We start from the raw sequence: 18,269 nt of genomic DNA on the forward strand, positions 1-18,269 counted from the left end.
TCACTTCACCCTAATTCTCGGATCGACCACGATGTAGAGCAGGTCCATCACCAGATTGACGAGAACGACGACCATGGCAAAGACGATGACGCCGCCCTGGATAACGGCATAGTCGCGCTCGGCGATAGCGTTGATCAGAAGCTTGCCGATGCCCGGCCGGTTGAAGACCATCTCGATCGCGACTGAGCCTGAAAGTGTCGTCAGCAGGCTGAGGCCCATGCCGGTTGTCAGCGGCAGCAGCGCGTTGCGCAGGCCGTGTCGATAGATGACACGGGTTTCGCCCGCACCCTTGGCGCGCGCGGTACGCACATAATTCTTACCGAGCACCTCGAGCAGCGAGGTGCGCGTCAACCGGCCGATAAACGCGGCCTTGACCAAAGCGAGCGTGAGAGCCGGCAGGAAGACGTGATAGAGGCTGTCCAGAAAGTTGCTGCCGCCGCCATTGATCGGAAACCAGCCGAGATTGAGGGCGAAGACGATCAGCAGCAACGCTCCGAGATAGAAGTCGGGGATGGCGTAGCCGATCAGGGAAAAGACGCGCATGCCGCTGTCCGGCGCGCCGTTGCGATGGGTCGCGGCAACGACGCCGAAGGGGATGCCGATGGCGGTGCCGATCAGCATGGCGACGGCGGTCAGCTCGATCGTATAGGGCAGGTTATAGGCAATCAGTCCCAACACGGACTGGTTGGTCATCATCGACTTGCCGAAATCGAGCGTGCAGGCGCCAAGGACGAAATGGATATACTGCAGCCAGAGCGGCGCATCGAGGCCCATCTTGGCGCGGAATTGGGCGAGTTGGTCGGCCGTTGCCATGTCGCCGAGCGCAGCAATTGCCGGATCGCCCGGCAGGATACGCATGGCGATGAATACCAGCGTCAGAACCAGCAGAACGGTCGGGATCGCGTCCAGCAACCGCAGCAATAAGTATCGGGCCATATATCCAACTCCTCCACCCTGTCGATAGGAAACGGCTCCCTCCGTCTCCATCGATGGTCTCAAAACGGCTCGTGCGTCCCGCCTTCAGGTGAAATCACCAGTAGGCAGAAAAGATGCTGTCGATTCAAACAGCTAGAGCGGGCCTTTGCGCGTTCGAATGAACGCATGGCGCTCCAGGCATCGGGGCAGTCACGAGTCACCCCGATGTTTCGAATAGGCTCCTAGATCTGCAATGCCGTGCAATAGGGTTCATTCGCGAGGTTGTCCTCCAGCCCCGGCGACAGCACGGCGCGGCCATCTCTCTTGGCGCTGATGAAATATTGCAGATGAAATTTGGAGTTCGTGTAGTCGCCTGGGACGACGGCTGCGTAACCCTGTCCATCGCGTGTCATCGTCATCGCCTTCCAGCGCTCCGCCTGATTGATATGACGATAGTGCAGCACCGGCGCCTCGTCCACCGCATCCGTCATGCGGACCGTGAATGAATTGCCAGGCTTGAAGGCCACCGGAGCTTCGATATTCAGAGCTTGCGTCAATACCGGCTTACGGCTGACCAGGGCATCGATTACTGCCTGTATCTCGGCCGTTGGCTGCACGGATTCCGTCTTGCCGCCGCCACGGAGCGATTCCAGATCGAGAATTTCCGCCTGGATTTCCGGCAGGCGAGCGTGCCAGGAACCACGCAGCCACGATTGCGGGCCATAGGTCAGATCGTCGTGATAGAGGTCACGCGAAACGTCAGCCGCCGTCTGCCAGGCCATGACCGAGCGGCGGGCATGGTCGATCACAGGCTCGATCAGTTTCGACACCTTGGTGGCGATGAACAGCTCTGCCCAGCAGGAGGCGCGGAATTTTTCGGCGAAGAAACGGGCAATCCCCCCGCAGATCTGAATATCGACGATCATCCGTTGCACGGCAGGCTTGCCGAAGCTCGCAGTCTTCTTGGCGTCGAGTACGGCCTGATCGCAACCATCGGCCATCTTTTCCAGCCAGTCGGCAACATCAAGCGGCGTATAGCGGTGCGACTCCCTGCCAGCGAGCAGCAGTTCGGCATATTCGCGCGGATTGGCGAAGAGGGAGGAGTCGAAGGTCGGAGCATTGCCGAAGCGCACTGGCCCTTCCATGTCGAAACCATAGGCGCGCTGTCCGGTCCCTTCGATCAGCGGCATGTTGGTATAGACTTCCGGCCAATAATGGTTGTTGGACGCGGAGGGGCCGTGCGTCAGGCTGACAAGCGGCAACACGCGGCTTGCCCAGGAGAGACCCTGTTCGCAGATTTCAGCCGCATCGCCGCATTCATGCTGGAGATAGCGCATCCAGCTTTCGCGCGGTGCCTCCGGATAATAGAGCAGGCGGCCCCAGACACGATATTGATAGTCGTATTTCTGCCAGTCGTAGCGGGTCGGCATGCCGTGCTTCTGGTAGTTGAAGCGGGTGCCTGGGATGCCGGTGCCCATGCGCCCCTTGAAGCTCTGTGGTTCGCACCATTCCACTCCGTCGGAGCCGGCAAACATCGAGCTGCGGCCGTAGCCAGCGGCAAAGGCCGGATCGCCCCAAAGCAATACGCGCTGCGTGCCGGCCCAGATGCGGTAGATGACCTTGTAGTCCTTGTCCTTGGTCAGGAGATCGCCGTAGCTATAGCGCAGGAATTTGCGCGAGCCTTCGCTCAGTTGCTCGCGCTCGCTGCGTGCCACCTCAGGCGGATATTCCTTGTTGCGGATGGCGGACTGGTGGTAGGGCGGGCCCATGTGCTCTGCGAGGTATTTCGGAGAAGCGGTGAAGGGCATGCCGGATCGGCGCGCGATCTCCAGCATCTCGTGATCTAGCCCCTTGCCGTGCATGTCGATCTCGACAGGCCGGCCGGCGGCGGCGACACCCGCGAAAGCCTCGCGCCAGAAACCGTAATCGCCCTCGGCAATGCCGCCTTCGACATGGACGCGGAAGGTCAGGCCGGTAATCTCGGGCACTTCCTTCAGGAGCAGCGTCAATGCATCTCGGCAATAAGGCGCGAGATTGTCGTTGGTGACGCCGCGGACGGTATAGTTGGCACGTGGCACGTCGTCGAAATCATAACGCTGCGTCCAGAGCGCGAGTTGGAATTCCAGCCCGCGTTTCGCCGCCTCACGGGCGACAAATTTCAGCATCTCCAGATTGGTGTCGCGCTCTTCCTCGGAAAGTTCGACGACATCAACCTTGTAGCCCGGAACCTGCAGCAGGAACGGGTAGGGGAAATAGAAATAGACGTCGGATATCCACGGGTTGTGGTAGGGATAGTTGTAGCCCATGCCGAGCGTCAGGGCGAAGCGGTTGAAGCGGTTCGAGGCAAGCATGGTCAGATAGTCGCGCCATTGCTGCTTGTCGTAGAACCAGACCTTGTCCTCTTCCTCGCTGCAGAACAGCCGCGCCATGCTGCGCACCCGCGCCGAGGGCCGCTCGACGAGCGGGAAGGTGCCGGCGAACAGATCTTCTCCGCCGGCATAGCGCACGCGGTCCGCCAGTTCCGTCAGAGCATAGACAAGGCCGCGCTCGTCCGATCCCCAGGCTAGGATCCGGTCCTCTTCGCGGTGGAGCGCGAAGGATTCCTCTTTCTCAGGACGAGGCGCGGAAATCTGTGGTGGGAAACTCTGGGCACCGCTCGCAATCTCGATATTGAACCCTGGCCCTGCGGTTTGCGCGATCGTTGTCTCGACATCGCGTTTGTCCAGCGCCCGCTTCAATTCCGCCGCCGCCCAGCGAACGGCGTCGGACCGGGATGCATCGTCACGGTCGGGCAGGACGATCGTGATGGTCGAAAAAATGCCCATATGAAGAATTCCTCGCGAAATAAGACTAAGCTCCGCAGCGCGGACAAGAGGCCTATGGTCCGGTCGTGTCGGGTCGCATAGGCGCGAAAACCCATTCGCTCGAAAGCGATGCTCCCGGGCGTCGTAACTTTTGGTCGCGACGGAGGACGGGTCAGCGCCCCCCGCCAGTTTGCCGTCAGGTAATCTTCGTCTTCGTCAGGCGCCAATGGGCGTAGCCTGACTTGAGTTCGTAGCCGAGATCGACATTCGGGGCGCGGACCAGCATGTAGCCGTTGTCGCAAATCGGCAGCAACGGCATGTCTTTCAGGAACTTGACCTCGATCTCGTGCACCAGATCGATGCGCTTGTTGATGTCGGGCTCGTCCTGCGCCTTCGCCAGCATATCGTCGATCCCCGGGATGACGACGCCATAGTGGCTGAAATTCGGGCCGCCGGAGCCGTCCGCCTTGACCTCGGCGTCCTTGCTCAACTGCTCGATGATGGCGAGCGTCGGCACCGGCGGATAGGCGGCGGAACGCTGGTAGAGCGTGTTGGTGTCCTTGCCCTGATCGGCATGGAACGCAGTATGGTCCTTGATATTGAGCTGCATCTCGATGCCGCCGACGCGCAGCTGCTGCTGGATGATCAGCATGATCGACTGATAATCCTCGCGCTGCGAGGTATCGGCCTTGAAGGTGAAGCCTTTCGGCAGGCCGGCATCGGCAAGCAGCTTCTTCGCCTTGTCGGGGCTGTAGTCGTAACGCACTTCGGCCGGGATGGTGTCGGCGGCAAAGCCGCCGAGATAGGACGGCGGGTTGATGCCGTAGGTCCGCAATCCGACGGGGGCGAGCGCTGCCGCGATCTCGTCGCGATTGATCAGATAGGCCATGGCCTGGCGAACGCGTGGATCGTCGAAGGGTTTTACCTTCAGGTTGAAGGAGACCGTAAAGATGCTGCCCGGCGAGGCGACGTCATAATGATATCCAGCGCCGCGCTGCTGGATGGATGCCACCCAGCCGGGCGCGCGCACGCCTTCGATCATGTGAACGTCACCGGAAAACAGCGCCAGCGTGCGCGCCGTGGTGTCGGCGATATAAAGGATATGCATGTCCTTCGTGAGCGGTGCCGGACCAAAATAGTCCGGATTGGCCGTCAGCTTCACGCCCTGCGAAGGGTCGCTTTCGACGCTCACCAACTGGTACGGACCGGTGCCGACCGGGTCCTTCTCGAAATTCTTGCCCTTTTCCGTCACCGCCTTGCGCGGCACGATGCTGGACGAGAAATGACCGAGAGGACCAACGAGGAACAGCGGATCGGGCTGGCTGAGCGTGAAGGTGACCTGATAGGGGCCATCTGCTTTTACATCGGCGATATTGTTGAAGAGAACATGGTTGGCGGCGAGCTGCTTGGGATCGCGCAGACGTTCGAACGTGAAGAGCACGTCGTCCGAGGTCATCTCGCCATAGCCCTTGTGCCACTTGACGCCCTGTCGCAGCTTGAACGTCCAGGTCTTGGCATCCGGCGACATGGTCCAGCTCTCGGCGAGATTTGGCTGAACCTCATCCATGCTGTTGGGGAAATGACCTAGAGGCACGTCTATGAGCTGGTCGAAAATGTGGATGATCGCCCATTCGTCGGCGCCCTGAATTGAAAAGGCCGGGTCGATGGTGCGCAGCCCGCGGGCGGCAAAGGCCAATCTGAGTTCCGTGCTATTCTGTGCTGCTGCCGGCATTGAGAAATTGGCAGCCAGACCGGCACCGGCGATAACGGCGGCGGAACGGCCCATAAAGGTACGTCTTGTCAATGTCACGCTCGAATCCTCCTATATCGAGGCGTCGCATCTCTTCCCCACAAATTTTATTGATTTTTTATTAGTTTAGGCGAGTTGACGAGCAACGCCCAAGTACGGTAGCGCTACCAAATGGGGTCGTCAAGCGCATTTCGAATGCCTGTGGCGAATTTCATAAACCGGCTTTGAACACGGGCCGGCGTGTCTTACGATCAGCTATCGAGCGGGTACCAGGGGACCTGCAGCATGCATTCGGGGGAATGAATTTGAGAAGTCGCCGGACCGACGGTCGTCCTACAATCGCCGACGTGGCACGCCGCGCCGGGGTCGGGGCCATTACCGTTTCACGGGCACTGCGCGATCCCACTCAGGTCTCGGAGGCCCTGAGGCGGATGATCGACGACGCCGTTCGCGAACTGAACTACGTTCCAAATTTGAATGCCCGCGCTCTGGCTTCGATCCGCACCGATGTCGTCGGCGTCCTTGTTCCCTCGTTGACCCAGAATATCTTCTCCGATGTTCTGAGAGGGGTTTATGACGGCGTCGACGGCACCAATCTTCAGATACAAGTGGGCAACACCCATTACAATGAGGATGAGGAGGAGCGCCTTATCGGGCAGATGCTGCGGCAGAAGCCGGCCGGCTTGATCATCTCCGGCACTGATCAGAACGCCGGATCGCGCACCATGCTGGAGAAGGCCGGATGCCCCGTTATCCAGATCATGGATCTGACGGACGATCCGATCGACACGGTAATTGGTTTTTCCCACTACGAGGCTGGTCGGGCGATTGGGCGCCATCTCATCGAGGCCGGCTATCGCCATATCGGCTTCCTGAGCGGCTGGATGAACAGCCGTTCCCTCGGGCGTCTCGCCGGACTGACGGACACGCTGAAGGAAGCCGGCATGTACAATCCGAAGCTGATCACACCGATTATTACAGGCCAGCCGGTGCACGAACACAAAGACGAGAAGAAAATGAGCTTCGCCACCCCGCTCGGCGCCCGCAAGCTGTTGAGTGGCCTTCTGGAAGCAGATCCGCGTATGGATGCCGTCTTCTGCAACAATGACAGCATGGCGCTCGGTGTCTTGTTCGAATGCATGCAGCGTGGCATTCGTGTGCCCGAGGACTTCGGCATTGCCGGCTTCAACGACTTCGACATCATGGAAGCGGCGCATCCGTCGCTGAGCAGCGTGCGCAGCCCGCGCTGGGAATCCGGCCACGAGGCCGTGTTGGCCTTGCGCCGCCGGTTGGAGGGCGATGAGGACGGCCCGAAGATCGTCGATCTCGGTTTCCAGGTCATGAAGCGCGGCAGCACCGACCGCCATGGAGGTCTCGCCCGAAATCCCGTCAGGGGAACGTGGTGATATCGGGTTTTCCGTCTAATTTTTCCGGTATTCGGTAGCAAATGCCACTACCAGTCTGGCGCAATCTCCACCAGCGGTTGCTCGGGATTTGCGGCTAAGGCGTCCAGTAACTCCAATTCACTGCCCGTCACCGCGCGTTTGGGCTGAGGCGCGTCACGCCAGCGGTCCCAACTCGAGGTCTCGCGCCCGCTCAGCACATAATGGTCGCGCAGCACGTTGATTTTCACGAACCACAGACCAGTAACGTTGCCATGGCCGAAGGAAGTTGGGTCTGCTCTCGCTCGCCGGCATTCCAGCCATGCCTCCCCCGCCGACATAAAGGACTGGCGTGGAACGTTGGCCGGATCGAACGAGATTTGGCTCCTCTGCCGCAGCATCTGATCGATTTGGGGATCGCACAGGCACCATTCTCCAGCGCTAGAGTCCCAGTATTCGCATACCCAGTGATCTTCCCAGGCATTGGAGAAATAAGCTGCAAAACCACAGCGCATACGGGCGGGAACACCTTTGCAGCGCAGAAAGGAGCAGAGCATCATAGCGTAGTCGCGGCAGGTTCCTACAGAGCGCTTATCGGCCGACCGCTGGATGCTGAGAGGCCGTGGATCCCGACTTAAGACGTCGTTCAATCGCTCCGCGATCGGCAGAGTCGTTCGCGCCGTCGAATTGAGCTTCGTCTCGTCAAGGCCGTACTCCCTTACCCAATCAGAATGAATCAAGACGCCTTGAATGATTTGGATTAGAGCGCCAACTTCGCTCGGTAGCGCAGCGATTGCATTGGCATGACGACCTGGATCGGTCATAGCGCTATGCGGAATCCAGCGATCGATGCCTTCCATGTGTCTCTCCATCGCACTGATTGGAGGACATACTGCGTCGATTTTTGCGTCATCAGCAAGGTCGCTAGCGGCTCGAGCCGGCACCTCGCTCAAATCTCTTTGATAATCTCCTCATCCGGTCCAACCAAACTCGACCTTCACCCTGAAAGTCGCAAATTGTCGCATGACATTCGTGAGGCGCTATGACCGCTTGAGTCCGACACCGGGCACTGGTGGCACTTGCTACACAAGACCGGATTTTTTCGCTGAGATGGCCTCCCAAAGTCTCTGGTCCTGCCTCCGCGAATGAAAATATTGCCGTTGACGATCAGATACGGTAGCGCTACCATCGCCACATGACGACTTGGTTGATGACCGCATTCGCGTGGTCCGAAAGGCTGAGACGAATGTCAGGCCAAGCCGTCATTCGGGAGGATATTTCAATCGATGGGGATGTTGCAGGCGCTCGGCCATCTTAGGACGAGCGTAAGCCTGTGATCGTGCCCGGATGCATTCGGTCGAAAAGGGAGTGGTAGCATTCATGGAGGAGAAGGATCTTCACGGTCGCGTTCAATCCGTCGAGCGAGCTATGATGTTGCTGGAAGTCCTGGGAGAGGACGACGAAGGCAACCGGCTGACCGATCTCGTCAGCCGCACCGGCCTTGCGCCATCGACGGTGCACCGTATTTTGACGACTCTCGAGCAGCGCCAGTTCATCCAGTTCAACCCGACGGACCGGCTCTGGCATATCGGCCGCCAGACCTTTGCCATCGGTTCGGCTTTCGCCCGCCAGCGCAGCTTCGTGGCGCCGGCCTTGCCGTTTCTGCGCCGCCTGCGCGACCAGACGCATGAGACGGCCAATCTCGGCGTTGTCGAGGATGGCGAAGTGGTGTTGATCAACCAGGTCGAAAGCCGCGAAATCGCTCGTGCCATCAACCGCATCGGCGGTCGCGTGCCGATGCCGGCTTCGGGCATGGGCAAGGCTATTCTTGCGTCCTATTCACACGACGACGTCACGGCTGTCCTCTCGCGCTCGGGCCTGCGCCGCTTCACCGCGAACACGCTGATACGCCGTCCCGCGCTGGAGTCCCAGCTCGAAACCATTCGCGAAAACGGCTACGCCATCGACGACGAAGAGTTCGTCACCGGGCTGCGTTGCGTCGCAGCGGCCGTCTACAATTACCAGGGCGAAAGTGTTTGCGCGATTTCCGTGTCGGGGCTGCCGTCACGCATTCCGATGGAGCGTGTTCCGGCACTCGGGCGGCTGGTGGCCGAAACGGCGCAGGAACTGACGATGGCGTTGGGTGGGGCCATGCCAGGGTAGGGCGTGCGTCGATAACCCCTCTCCCCGCCAGGGGAGAGGGGCGCTTCTCCCACCAGGGAGAATGAAAATTCTTTTCCAATCAATAATTTACCGATCGTCAGGCACCACCCGTCGTCGTTGCCGCGCATGCGTGCCGGGGGTCTCTCCCCATTGCGGGGAGAGAGGACTGATTCTGTGATTATCGACCCCAATCGACCACGACGACTTCATGATCGAGTACGTCGCCGACCTCGATGACGAGTTCGTTGCCTTCGGACTTCGCCGCCACGTTTCGTCCGTTCACCCGCAAGGATACGTCAGCGGAATTGCCGGCGCCGGGTTCCTTTCGCAACCGGACGGTGACCGGGCCGATGGGCAACAGTTCGTTTTGCCGGCCAGGCACGCGCGAGGTCAGGATGCGGTTGTTGAGATGGATGATCTGCCGGCTATCCTGGCGGTACAGCGTTGCCGTGACGAAGCCATGCGTTCCTTCGAGGCTAAGAAGGGAGCGGTCGCCGAGCATCCAGCGGGCGGCATTGGCGATCAATTTGGCATGTTCGAACTGTTCGTCGCGCGCATAGCAGCGGTCGAGGTCAGCGACGAACCAGACGAATTTGCCGCCGTTGGCCGTCTCGCGCACGGTGATGGCCGGCACGTCCGAATAAGGCTGGCGCATCCAGGATGTCTCCGGCGGATAGATCGGGAAATCCGGGATGAAGGTCGCCAGCACTTTCACGTCGTCGTCGACGCCGACAACAGGCAGATAGCCGCCGAAGGGCAGGGTGTCGGTTCCGTCCAGCCCGTCAAGCACAGGGTGGCGGCTGCCATCGGCGGCCGGTGCGGTCTTGTCCTTCGGCCCGTGCACCTTGGCACGAAGTTCCGGGGAAAGACGCAGGTAGGTGTGGCGTAAGCTGGTCTCGATATCAGGATTGGCCGCCTCTTGAGCGCCACGGCTGCCACCTTTGGCATGGACGCCGAAGAGTTTCGCCAGGGCAAAATCGGCGCGCTTGTCGCCATATTCGCCGTAGAGGCTGGTGTCCGATGAGGCAATAACCGACCCGCCTTGAGCGGCGAAGGCTTCGACGGCGGCGACCTGAGTGTCCGACATTGCCGCGAGGTTCGGCAGGATCAGGACGCTGAAGCGACCAGCCGCCTTGCCAATGTCGTCGGCATGGACCGGCAAATAGGTGATGCCCGCCCTGTCCAACGCCCGTGTTGTGCCGCGATAGGGATTCATCGTGCGATCGTTGGCCTGGTCCTGGCCGTGGAAATTGTGGTTGTCCTGCGACCAGACGACACCGACATCGGCCTGCGGTTTGCGGTTGACGAGGATGTCCTGATTGGCCTCATGCCAGGTGAAGATCGGTTCGGCGGTGTTGTATTGGCGTCGGTCCTCGTGAAGCGAGCCGATATGGTGCCACCACGGCTGGATGCCGCCGGCGAAACCGGAGGACGACCAGAGGCGCACTTCGGCCGGCGGCATGCTGGCGAGCCGGAAGGCGGGAGAGCCGAGTTGATATTGCGGCGTGCTTTCCGGAATGAGCTTGTCCCAGCCGCCGACTTCGTGCAGCCGCTTGCCGACTTCGGTATTGTCCTCGAAGCCGCCGATGGTGTTGCGGCGCTGGTGGTCGAGCATCACGATCGGGCTGCGAGAGAGGATCGAAGGCAGGTCGATGAAGCGGTTGTTGTTGTTCAAAACGTCGCCGCTGATCATGCCCATCCAGGCGCAATCCTTGCCGCCGGCCTTGGTGGTCACCTTGTTGTTGAACTCCCAAAGATCGGTGCGCCGCTTGAAGTTCCAGCGAATCCAGAGGCGATAGCTCTCGTCCGTCCAGTCATGGCGGCGCGGCAACTCGACGGTTGACCATTCCCGGAATTGCTTGGCGCAGTGCTGGCAATAGCAGATGTTCTTGCGCGGAATGCCCGCCCAACTGTTGTCGGCGAAGCCGTCGGGCTGGCTGCGGGCAATGATTTCCTCCATGATTTTTGGGAGGTACTCGCTGTAATAGGGCGAGTTGATGCAGGTGACGTATTTGTCGGCCTGGCGATAGGGTTTGCCGTCGATGTCGATGCAGATCCAGTCCGGATGGGCGCGGTAGAAGTCCTCGGCCACGCGGTTCGAATCCATGCGAGCGATGACTTTCAGCCCTTCCTGACGGGCCGCCTTGACGATCTCGCCATAGAGATCGCGTTCGCCGAGCGTTTCGGCACGGTGATGCAGCGGAAATTCTGAGGGGTAATAGGCGACGATGCCGCCTGCATTGATGATTACACCCTGGATGCGCGTCTTGCGCCAATGCTCCCGCCACCATTGCTCGTCATAGCGCGCCGGGTCGATTTCGACGAGATTCGTCTGGGCCCAGCGCAGTGTCGTCTTGTACCAGGGTTCCAATGCCATGGATATCGCTCACTCTTGTCTCGGTTGATCTGCGTCGCCAAACTAGGGGAAATCCGGAGCTAGTCGTCAGCCTTTACATGAGAATTCCACGATGCGGAAAAGCAACCGTAAACCATTCGATACCGGTCCGGGAATGTGATCAAAGAGTCCCATGCATTCAGCGCTGGGCGGCGGGAGGAGACGGCGCCTAGACCCTGAACGGCCCAGAGGAGGGGACCCGCTATCATGGCCAAGAACAAGACCGCAGACGATTTGGCGAGATTTGCAGAAAGCAGCGAACTCAGTCGACGCAGCCTGCTGATCGGCGCCGCGATGCTTGCCGGAAGCGGGCTGCTGCCCGAGATCGCCCGCGCCCAGGGAGCGGCCGAAATGCTGGTCGCCTGGTGGGGGTCTGATGACCGGCACCAGAAGACGTTAAAGTTGCTGAAGCTGTTCGAATCCAAGCATCCCGGTCTGAAAATGGATGCGCAATATGGCGGGCTCATCGGCTATCAGGATAAGATTTCCACGCAGTTTGCCGGCGGCAACGCTCCGGACATCATGCAGATTTCCGACAATCGCGAGGCGCTGATCGCGTCGGGCCGTTTGCTGCGATTGGACGACGACATAGCCAGCGGAAAGATTAATCTCGCCGACGCCAATAAGAGTGTTGTTGAAACCGTCAAGGTCGGCGGCAAGCTCTATAGCATCCCCTGGGGTCTGGCCTGCGGCTGCTTCTTCCTCGACACGAAAGCCTTTCAGGACGCCAATGTCGCCTTGCCCGGCCCGGACTGGACCTGGGATCAATATGCGGAGAAGGCCAAGGCGATCAACAAGGCGAGCGGCGGCAAGATCTACGGTTCCGCCGACATCTGGGCGCCAGCCGGAACACGCTCGCTCTACCCGTTCGAATTCTTCCTGCGCCAGCGCGGCAAGTCGACGTTCACCCCAGATGGCCAGCTCGGTTTCGAACAGGCTGAACTGGCGGAGTGGTTCACCTTCTGGGACGACCTGCGCAAAGCGGGCGGCGTGCCGCCTGCCGAAATCACAGCGGCCGAAGGCGGCTACGAGACATCGCCGATCATCACCGGCAAGGCGGCGATGTATCCTGTAAACAGCTCGATAGCATCATCGCTGCAGGCGCTGACCAAGAACAAGCTCGTTTGCGCCGTCGTCCCGAACGGCATCAACAGCAAGGCGCTCTCCGGCCCGACCTTCGGCGCGTTCATCAATGCCAGCATGCAGGTCTTCGTCAACGCGGCCTCGAAGCAGAAGGATCTGGCGGTCGACTTCCTGAATTTCATCACCAACGATCCCGATGCCGCAAAGATCCAGCTGATGGCACGCGGCGTGCCGTTATCGGCGAAGGTTGCTGCATCGATCCTGCCCGCCGTCTCGCCGATAGAGCAGAGCATGGCCGATGTGATCAAATATACCCAGGATCACTCTGCCGCCCCCGGCGTCACCTGGCCGACGACGGGAGGGCAGGTTCAGGACCTGATGCAGCGCTCCCATCAAGCGATTGCATTCGGCCAGAGCAATGTCGCCGACACCGCCACCAAGTTCTTCGATGAAGCCGGGATCATTTTGAACTGATGTCGTCCTCCCAACGTCAAACAGGTATGCAGGCGGCACGGCACAAAGGGCCGCCTGCAGCGCTGACCTCATCTCCTTCAAAGGATCGTCCGCGCCGGCGCCGAAAGCAGCTCGGTGACAATAGCTGGGGCTATCTCTTTCTCGCACCCTGGGTCATCGGCATGCTGCTGTTCCTGGCAGGCCCGACGCTGGTGTCGCTCTATCTTTCCTTCACCAACTTCAACCTGCTCAACCCGCCGAAATGGATCGGGATGATGAACTACGTCCGGCTGTTCACCATGGATAGCCGCTATCTGACATCGCTTCGAGTGACCTTCACCTATGTCGCCTTTGCCGTACCGTTGAACCTCGCCTTCGCGCTGGCGCTCGCCATGTTGCTGAACGCCAAGATCAAGGGCCTGGGACTCTATCGGGCGGTCTACTACGTGCCGTCGCTGCTGGGCGGCAGCGTGGCGATTGCCATTCTCTGGCGACAGGTTTTTGGTCCGAACGGCATTGTCGCCCAGATCCTTGCGGTTTTCGGCATCCAGGGTGCGAGCTGGGTGTCTTCGCCGAATTCGGCGCTATGGACCCTGATCATCCTGCATGTCTGGCAGTTCGGCTCGCCGATGATCATTTTTCTGGCGGGGCTGAAGCAGATTCCCAAGGAACTCTATGAGGCCGCGGTGGTCGATGGCGCCGGCCGCTGGCAGCAGTTCCGGATGATCACCGTGCCGATGCTGACGCCAGTGATCTTCTTCAATCTGATCCTGCAGATCATCAATTCGTTCCAGGCCTTCACGCCCGCCTTCATCGTCAGCGGCGGCACCGGCGGCCCGCTCGATTCGACGCTGTTCTACACGCTTTACCTCTACCTGCAGGGGTTCGGAAATTTCCGGATGGGCTATGCATCGGCCATGGGCTGGGTCCTGCTCATCATCATCGGCGCCTTCACCGCGCTGGCATTTCTCTCCAGCAAATACTGGGTTCACTACGAGGACGAGAGGTAGTCGCGATGGCAAGCCTTGCAGGCCCAATCAAGACGAGGCGCAGACGCAGGGACTGGCGATGGCTGCTGCACGTCGTGCTTATCGCCGGCGCCTTCCTGATGCTCTATCCGTTGCTGTGGATGATCGGCAGTTCCTTCAAGCCGGAAGGGGAGATCTTCTCCAATCTCAATCCGATTCCGACGAGTCTGGATTTCTCCAATTATATCAAGGGTTGGACGCTCGGCACCGGTACGTCGTTTTCGACTTTTTTCCTCAATTCCTTCATCGTCTGCCTGGGGGCGATCGTCGGCAATCTCCTCTCCTGCTCGCTTGCGGCCTACGCCTTCGCGCGCATCAATTTCCATTTCAAGGGCATTCTCTTTGCCCTGATGATCGGCACCCTGATGCTGCCGTTTCATGTCACGGTCGTGCCGCAATACATCATTTTCAATTCGCTCGGCTGGATCAACACCTTCCTGCCGCTGATCGTGCCGAAGTTCTTCGCGGTCGATGCCTTCTTCATCTTCCTGATGGTGCAATTCATCCGCGGCATACCGTTGGAACTCGAGCAGGCGGCAATGGTCGACGGCTGCAATCGTTTCCAGATCTTCGCGCTGATCATCCTGCCGCTGATGATGCCGGCGCTGGTGACGACCACGATCTTCACCTTCATCTGGACGTGGAACGACTTCTTCTCGCAGTTTCTCTATTTGAATGCCGAGAAGAACTACACGGTTTCGCTCGGTCTTCGGCAGTTCCTCGATTCATCGGGGCAATCCTCCTGGGGCTCGATGTTCGCCATGACGACTCTGTCTCTGGTGCCAGTTTTCCTCGTCTTCCTGCTTTTCCAGAAGCGCCTCGTTGAAGGCATCGCGACCACGGGTCTGAAAGGGTGAGGTGGTTTGCCATGGCAAGAGCAATGATGGAGCAAGGCAATGACTGAGCGTTTGGTGGCGATCCAGGTCGGGGCCGTGTCGTTCATGGACGAAGGCGTCGGTACGGTGCTGGATACCGTGCAGGAGCGGGCGGCTGTAAATACGCTGTTCCTTGCTACCCCGACCTGGGACCGTACGACCGGCGGCCGGGCGGAGCCTGGACGGCCGTTTCCCGACCATGGCGTTTGGGAATATGAATCCGACTGGCGTGGCGGCAACTATGCCAAGGTCCATCCAGAATATTACGCCAACACCATCCTGGGACCGGCGGGCCGGGCGCCCGAATATCCCGATTGGGACATGCTGGAGACCGTCATTCCCGAGGCGAAGCGGCGGGGGATGCGAAGCTTCGCCATGGTCGACGAAAGCAGCCATGCCCGGCATCTGCGCAGCTATCCGAATTTTCTCAAATGCCTCGAAGTCGATATCTGGAACAAGCCGGCTCGACGGCCCTGCTTCAACAATCCCGACTACCGCAACTGGCATCTCGGCATCATCGAGGACTACATCAAGAGCTATGAGCTCGACGGGATCATGTGGTCGTCGGAGCGCCCGAGCCCGCTCGATCGGTTGATCCAGGAGCCGACGCGGCAGGGCCTCGGCTTGGTTACCTGCTATTGCAGCCACTGCAAAGCGCTCGGCGACGAGCGGGGCATCAGCTGGCGGCGCGCGCAGGAAGGTTACCGCAAGCTTGTTCTCTGGAACGCCGATATCGCCCGCGGCGCCATTCCCTCGGACGGCGCTTTCGTCACCTTCTGGCGGCTGCTCTTGACCTATCCGGAGCTGCTTGCTTGGCAATCGCTCTGGGCTGACGGGCAGCACCAGATGTATCGCGATATCTTCGGCACCGTGCGCGCCTATCGGCCGGAGATGAAGGTCGGCTGGAACATGCCGCAGAACATTACCTTCAGCCCGTTCTATCGAGCCAGCCAGAATTATGCGGATCTCAGCCATATCGCCGATTTCCTGAAGATATCGACTTACGACAACGCCGCCGGCCCGCGGTTCCATACCTTCATTGCGGGTATCAGCCGCACGATCTTCGGTGATGCCGCTCCGGAGCAGGTCTACCCGTTGATGCTGAAGATGCTGGGCCTTGACGAGGCACCGTATCGGGACCTGCCGAAGACCGGCTTTTCCGCGGACTATGTGCGGCGCGAAACCAAGCGGGCGCTGGTCGGCGGCGAGGGGCGTTGCGTCATCTATGCCGGCATCGACGTCGATATTCCGGTCGGTCAGCCCGACGGTGCCGAGATTCCAGGGCCGGTGCTTGGCGATGCCGCCATGATCGACGCCGACGAGACGTTGGGACCCGATTTGACGCGGACGACGCCCGAGCGGGTCAAGGCGGCCGTACTTGCCGCTTTTGAGGGCGGTGCTGCAGGCGTCGTGCTCGGCCGAAAATATTCAGAGATGCGCCTCGACAATTTGACCGGCGTTCGCGCTGCGCTCGCCGAACTCGGCTGACGGCGCCTGGATTTCGAGGCGACAGCCTCGCAGATGACTTTGGAGAGATCGATGCAGAAAATAGCTCTTGGCAGAACGGGCTTGCAGGTATCGCGGATCGCCCTTGGCGGATATCCCTTCGGCGGGCTCAACCGCGCTAACAATTGGGACCCATGGTCGGAGGAGGGGCGGAAATCGGCGATGGCCACCGTTAATCGCGCCCTTGATCTCGGCATCAATTATATCGACACGGCTCCCGCCTATGGCGATGGCAACAGCGAGAGGCTGATCGGTGAAGTGATGAAGAACCGCCGCGACGAATGCGTGCTGGCCACCAAGGTTCGTTGGGATGGTATCGGCAAGGCGGATGTTATCGCCAGCGTCCGCGACAGCCTGAAGCGCCTGAACACTGACCATCTCGATATCGTGCAATTTCACGGCGGAATGTTCTCGGCGGAGGAGTACGAGCACATCATCAATGGCGGCCCGCTCGAGGGGCTGCTGGAATTGCAGCAGAAGGGCGAGATCGGCTTCATAGGGCTGACGGCGGAGGAGCCATGGACGGCGCGGCAATTCCTGAAGCACCGGGAATTCGATGTCTTCCAGCTGGCCTATAACTTCATCTACCAATCGGCGGCGCGGCATATTCTCAACGAGGCCAGGGCCGAGAATGTCGGCGTCGTCACCATGCGCACCATGACCTCCGGGATATTCCAGCGCGGCGCGCGTTACCTCGCGCCCGACTGGCAGAAGGCCAAGGATCTTTTCCGGGTCTGCCTCGAATTTGTCCTGTCGGACAGCCGCGTCCACTCTGCCATTGTCGGCATGCGCTGGCCGGAAGAGGTCGATCTCAATGTCAAACTGGTCAACGATTTCCATCCAGCTTTCGACTTTGCGCAACTGCCCCGCATGACCGTCGATGTCTATCGGGCGCAGGATGCGGAGTGACGGCGACATGGGACGGATAGCGAGCCAGCCATGAGCGACAATCGTTTGCTGATCGATGCTTACTCCCATGTCGGCATGCCGCGTTTCCAGAGCGCCGAAGATTATGAGGGCGTGATGGCACGGGCGGGGATCGGCCGCGCTGTGCTCTGTTCCTTCGACAGCAGCCCGGACCTGGCCGCCATTCACACGGCGATCGGCCGGTCGCCGGACAAGTTCCGTGGCCTCGGCGTGCCTCTCGGCAACGACCGGACGGAGATGGAAGCCGCCGTCCGCGCTCAGCTCGCGGCAGGCTTCAGCGGCCTTAGATTGACGGATGAGGATATGATCGAGCGGCCATGGCTGCTCGATATTCTCGCCGCCGAAGGACGGATCGCCATCGTCTGCGGGCGGCCATCCGCCGACCAATCCGCCCGGGCGCTGCTCGCCAATTTCGAACGCAATCCCGACGCGATCGTGATCGGAGGACATTTCGCCGGCGTCGACAATCCTCGGATTCTTGCTTATGGCCCGGCTGCGACGCTCTTTGCCCATCCCCGCTTTCATGTCGTCTTCTCCCGGCATGGGGGATTTCCCGCCGCTGCCGTTCTGAGCTGGGCGGAGGCCGTGGTCGCCCGGACCGGATGGAGCCGTATCCTCTGGGGTTCGGAAGCTCCCGTCATGTTCTGGCGGACGGAGACCATGCCGGAGGCGATCGACTGGGTGGAGCGGCTCTCGCCAACATCGGTGGAGCGCGCTGCTTTCCGCGGCGGCAATGCGGCGAGGCTCTATTTCAGCCAGCCATCCGCCATCGCGCCGCTTGTTTTGCCGTTCGATCCGCAGACGCGAGCACGGTCGTTCCCGGCGACGCTTTGGGCGAATGGTCTGCCGGTCAATCAGACCCTCGCGGGGCGGATGGTTCACGCTTGGCTGGCAGCCGGCGGGAAAGGAAACCTCGGCACCTTCGCGGAGAAGCTGCTCGACGATGTCTTGCCGCCGCTTCCGGCAAGCGACGGTAACTGACACAACG

At 60.3% G+C, this 18,269-nt stretch carries 13 protein-coding genes; 8 read left to right on the plus strand and 5 right to left on the minus strand.

Translation table 11 applies throughout. The annotated features are described in order from the left end of the window. The 3 genes from PY649_RS15720 to PY649_RS15730 form a co-directional block, all read right to left on the minus strand. Nucleotides 1-936 carry an ABC transporter permease gene (locus PY649_RS15720; protein ID WP_285869468.1) on the minus strand — a complete coding sequence of 312 codons (936 nt, stop codon included), beginning with the start codon at nt 934-936 and terminating at the stop codon, nt 1-3. Between the two features lie 221 nt (nt 937-1,157). After that, the gene (locus tag PY649_RS15725) at nt 1,158-3,740 is read right to left on the minus strand and encodes a hypothetical protein (RefSeq protein WP_285869469.1); all 2,583 of its coding nucleotides are present in this window, start codon (nt 3,738-3,740) and stop codon (nt 1,158-1,160) included. A gap of 175 nt (nt 3,741-3,915) precedes the next feature. Further along, nucleotides 3,916-5,529, minus strand: a complete 1,614-nt coding sequence (locus PY649_RS15730; RefSeq protein ID WP_285869470.1) for an ABC transporter substrate-binding protein — start codon at nt 5,527-5,529, stop codon at nt 3,916-3,918. 239 nt (nt 5,530-5,768) lie between these two features. On the opposite strand from PY649_RS15730, the gene PY649_RS15735 reads away from it, so the two are divergent. Then, a complete protein-coding gene (locus PY649_RS15735) occupies nt 5,769-6,875 on the plus strand; it encodes a LacI family DNA-binding transcriptional regulator (RefSeq protein ID WP_285869471.1) in 1,107 nt (368 codons plus the stop codon). Between the two features lie 47 nt (nt 6,876-6,922). Here PY649_RS15735 and PY649_RS15740 read toward each other — a convergent pair whose 3' ends face one another. Further along, the gene (locus PY649_RS15740; RefSeq protein ID WP_285869472.1) at nt 6,923-7,711 is read right to left on the minus strand and encodes a transglutaminase domain-containing protein; all 789 of its coding nucleotides are present in this window, start codon (nt 7,709-7,711) and stop codon (nt 6,923-6,925) included. A 520-nt stretch (nt 7,712-8,231) separates the two neighbouring features. Here PY649_RS15740 and PY649_RS15745 point away from each other — a divergent pair. Beyond that, nucleotides 8,232-9,014: an IclR family transcriptional regulator gene (locus PY649_RS15745; protein ID WP_285869473.1), complete on the plus strand. Its 783-nt coding sequence runs from the start codon at nt 8,232-8,234 to the stop codon at nt 9,012-9,014. A gap of 178 nt (nt 9,015-9,192) precedes the next feature. Here PY649_RS15745 and PY649_RS15750 read toward each other — a convergent pair whose 3' ends face one another. Then, nucleotides 9,193-11,391 carry an alpha-amylase family protein gene (locus PY649_RS15750; protein ID WP_285869474.1) on the minus strand — a complete coding sequence of 733 codons (2,199 nt, stop codon included), beginning with the start codon at nt 11,389-11,391 and terminating at the stop codon, nt 9,193-9,195. A gap of 225 nt (nt 11,392-11,616) precedes the next feature. On the opposite strand from PY649_RS15750, the gene PY649_RS15755 reads away from it, so the two are divergent. The 6 genes from PY649_RS15755 (at nt 11,617) to PY649_RS15780 (ending at nt 18,262) form a co-directional block, all read left to right on the plus strand. After that, nucleotides 11,617-12,966 (plus strand): ABC transporter substrate-binding protein, encoded by a 1,350-nt coding sequence (locus PY649_RS15755; protein WP_285869475.1) that lies wholly within the window; start codon nt 11,617-11,619, stop codon nt 12,964-12,966. A 161-nt stretch (nt 12,967-13,127) separates the two neighbouring features. Beyond that, a complete protein-coding gene (locus tag PY649_RS15760) occupies nt 13,128-13,955 on the plus strand; it encodes a carbohydrate ABC transporter permease (RefSeq protein WP_285869608.1) in 828 nt (275 codons plus the stop codon). 5 nt (nt 13,956-13,960) lie between these two features. After that, nucleotides 13,961-14,830: a carbohydrate ABC transporter permease gene (locus PY649_RS15765; protein WP_285869476.1), complete on the plus strand. Its 870-nt coding sequence runs from the start codon at nt 13,961-13,963 to the stop codon at nt 14,828-14,830. Nucleotides 14,831-14,869: 39 nt separating this feature from the next. Continuing rightward, nucleotides 14,870-16,336, plus strand: coding sequence for a hypothetical protein (locus PY649_RS15770; RefSeq protein ID WP_285869477.1), 1,467 nt, complete (start codon nt 14,870-14,872; stop codon nt 16,334-16,336). A 51-nt stretch (nt 16,337-16,387) separates the two neighbouring features. Then, nucleotides 16,388-17,263 (plus strand): aldo/keto reductase, encoded by an 876-nt coding sequence (locus PY649_RS15775; RefSeq protein ID WP_285869478.1) that lies wholly within the window; start codon nt 16,388-16,390, stop codon nt 17,261-17,263. A gap of 30 nt (nt 17,264-17,293) precedes the next feature. Further along, on the plus strand, nt 17,294-18,262 hold the full coding sequence (locus PY649_RS15780) for an amidohydrolase family protein (RefSeq protein WP_285869479.1): 969 nt from the start codon (nt 17,294-17,296) through the stop codon (nt 18,260-18,262). The last annotated feature ends 7 nt before the right edge of the window (nt 18,263-18,269 follow it).

The organism is Rhizobium mayense (assembly GCF_030272705.1).
Classification (GTDB): Bacteria; Pseudomonadota; Alphaproteobacteria; order Rhizobiales; family Rhizobiaceae; genus Rhizobium; species Rhizobium mayense.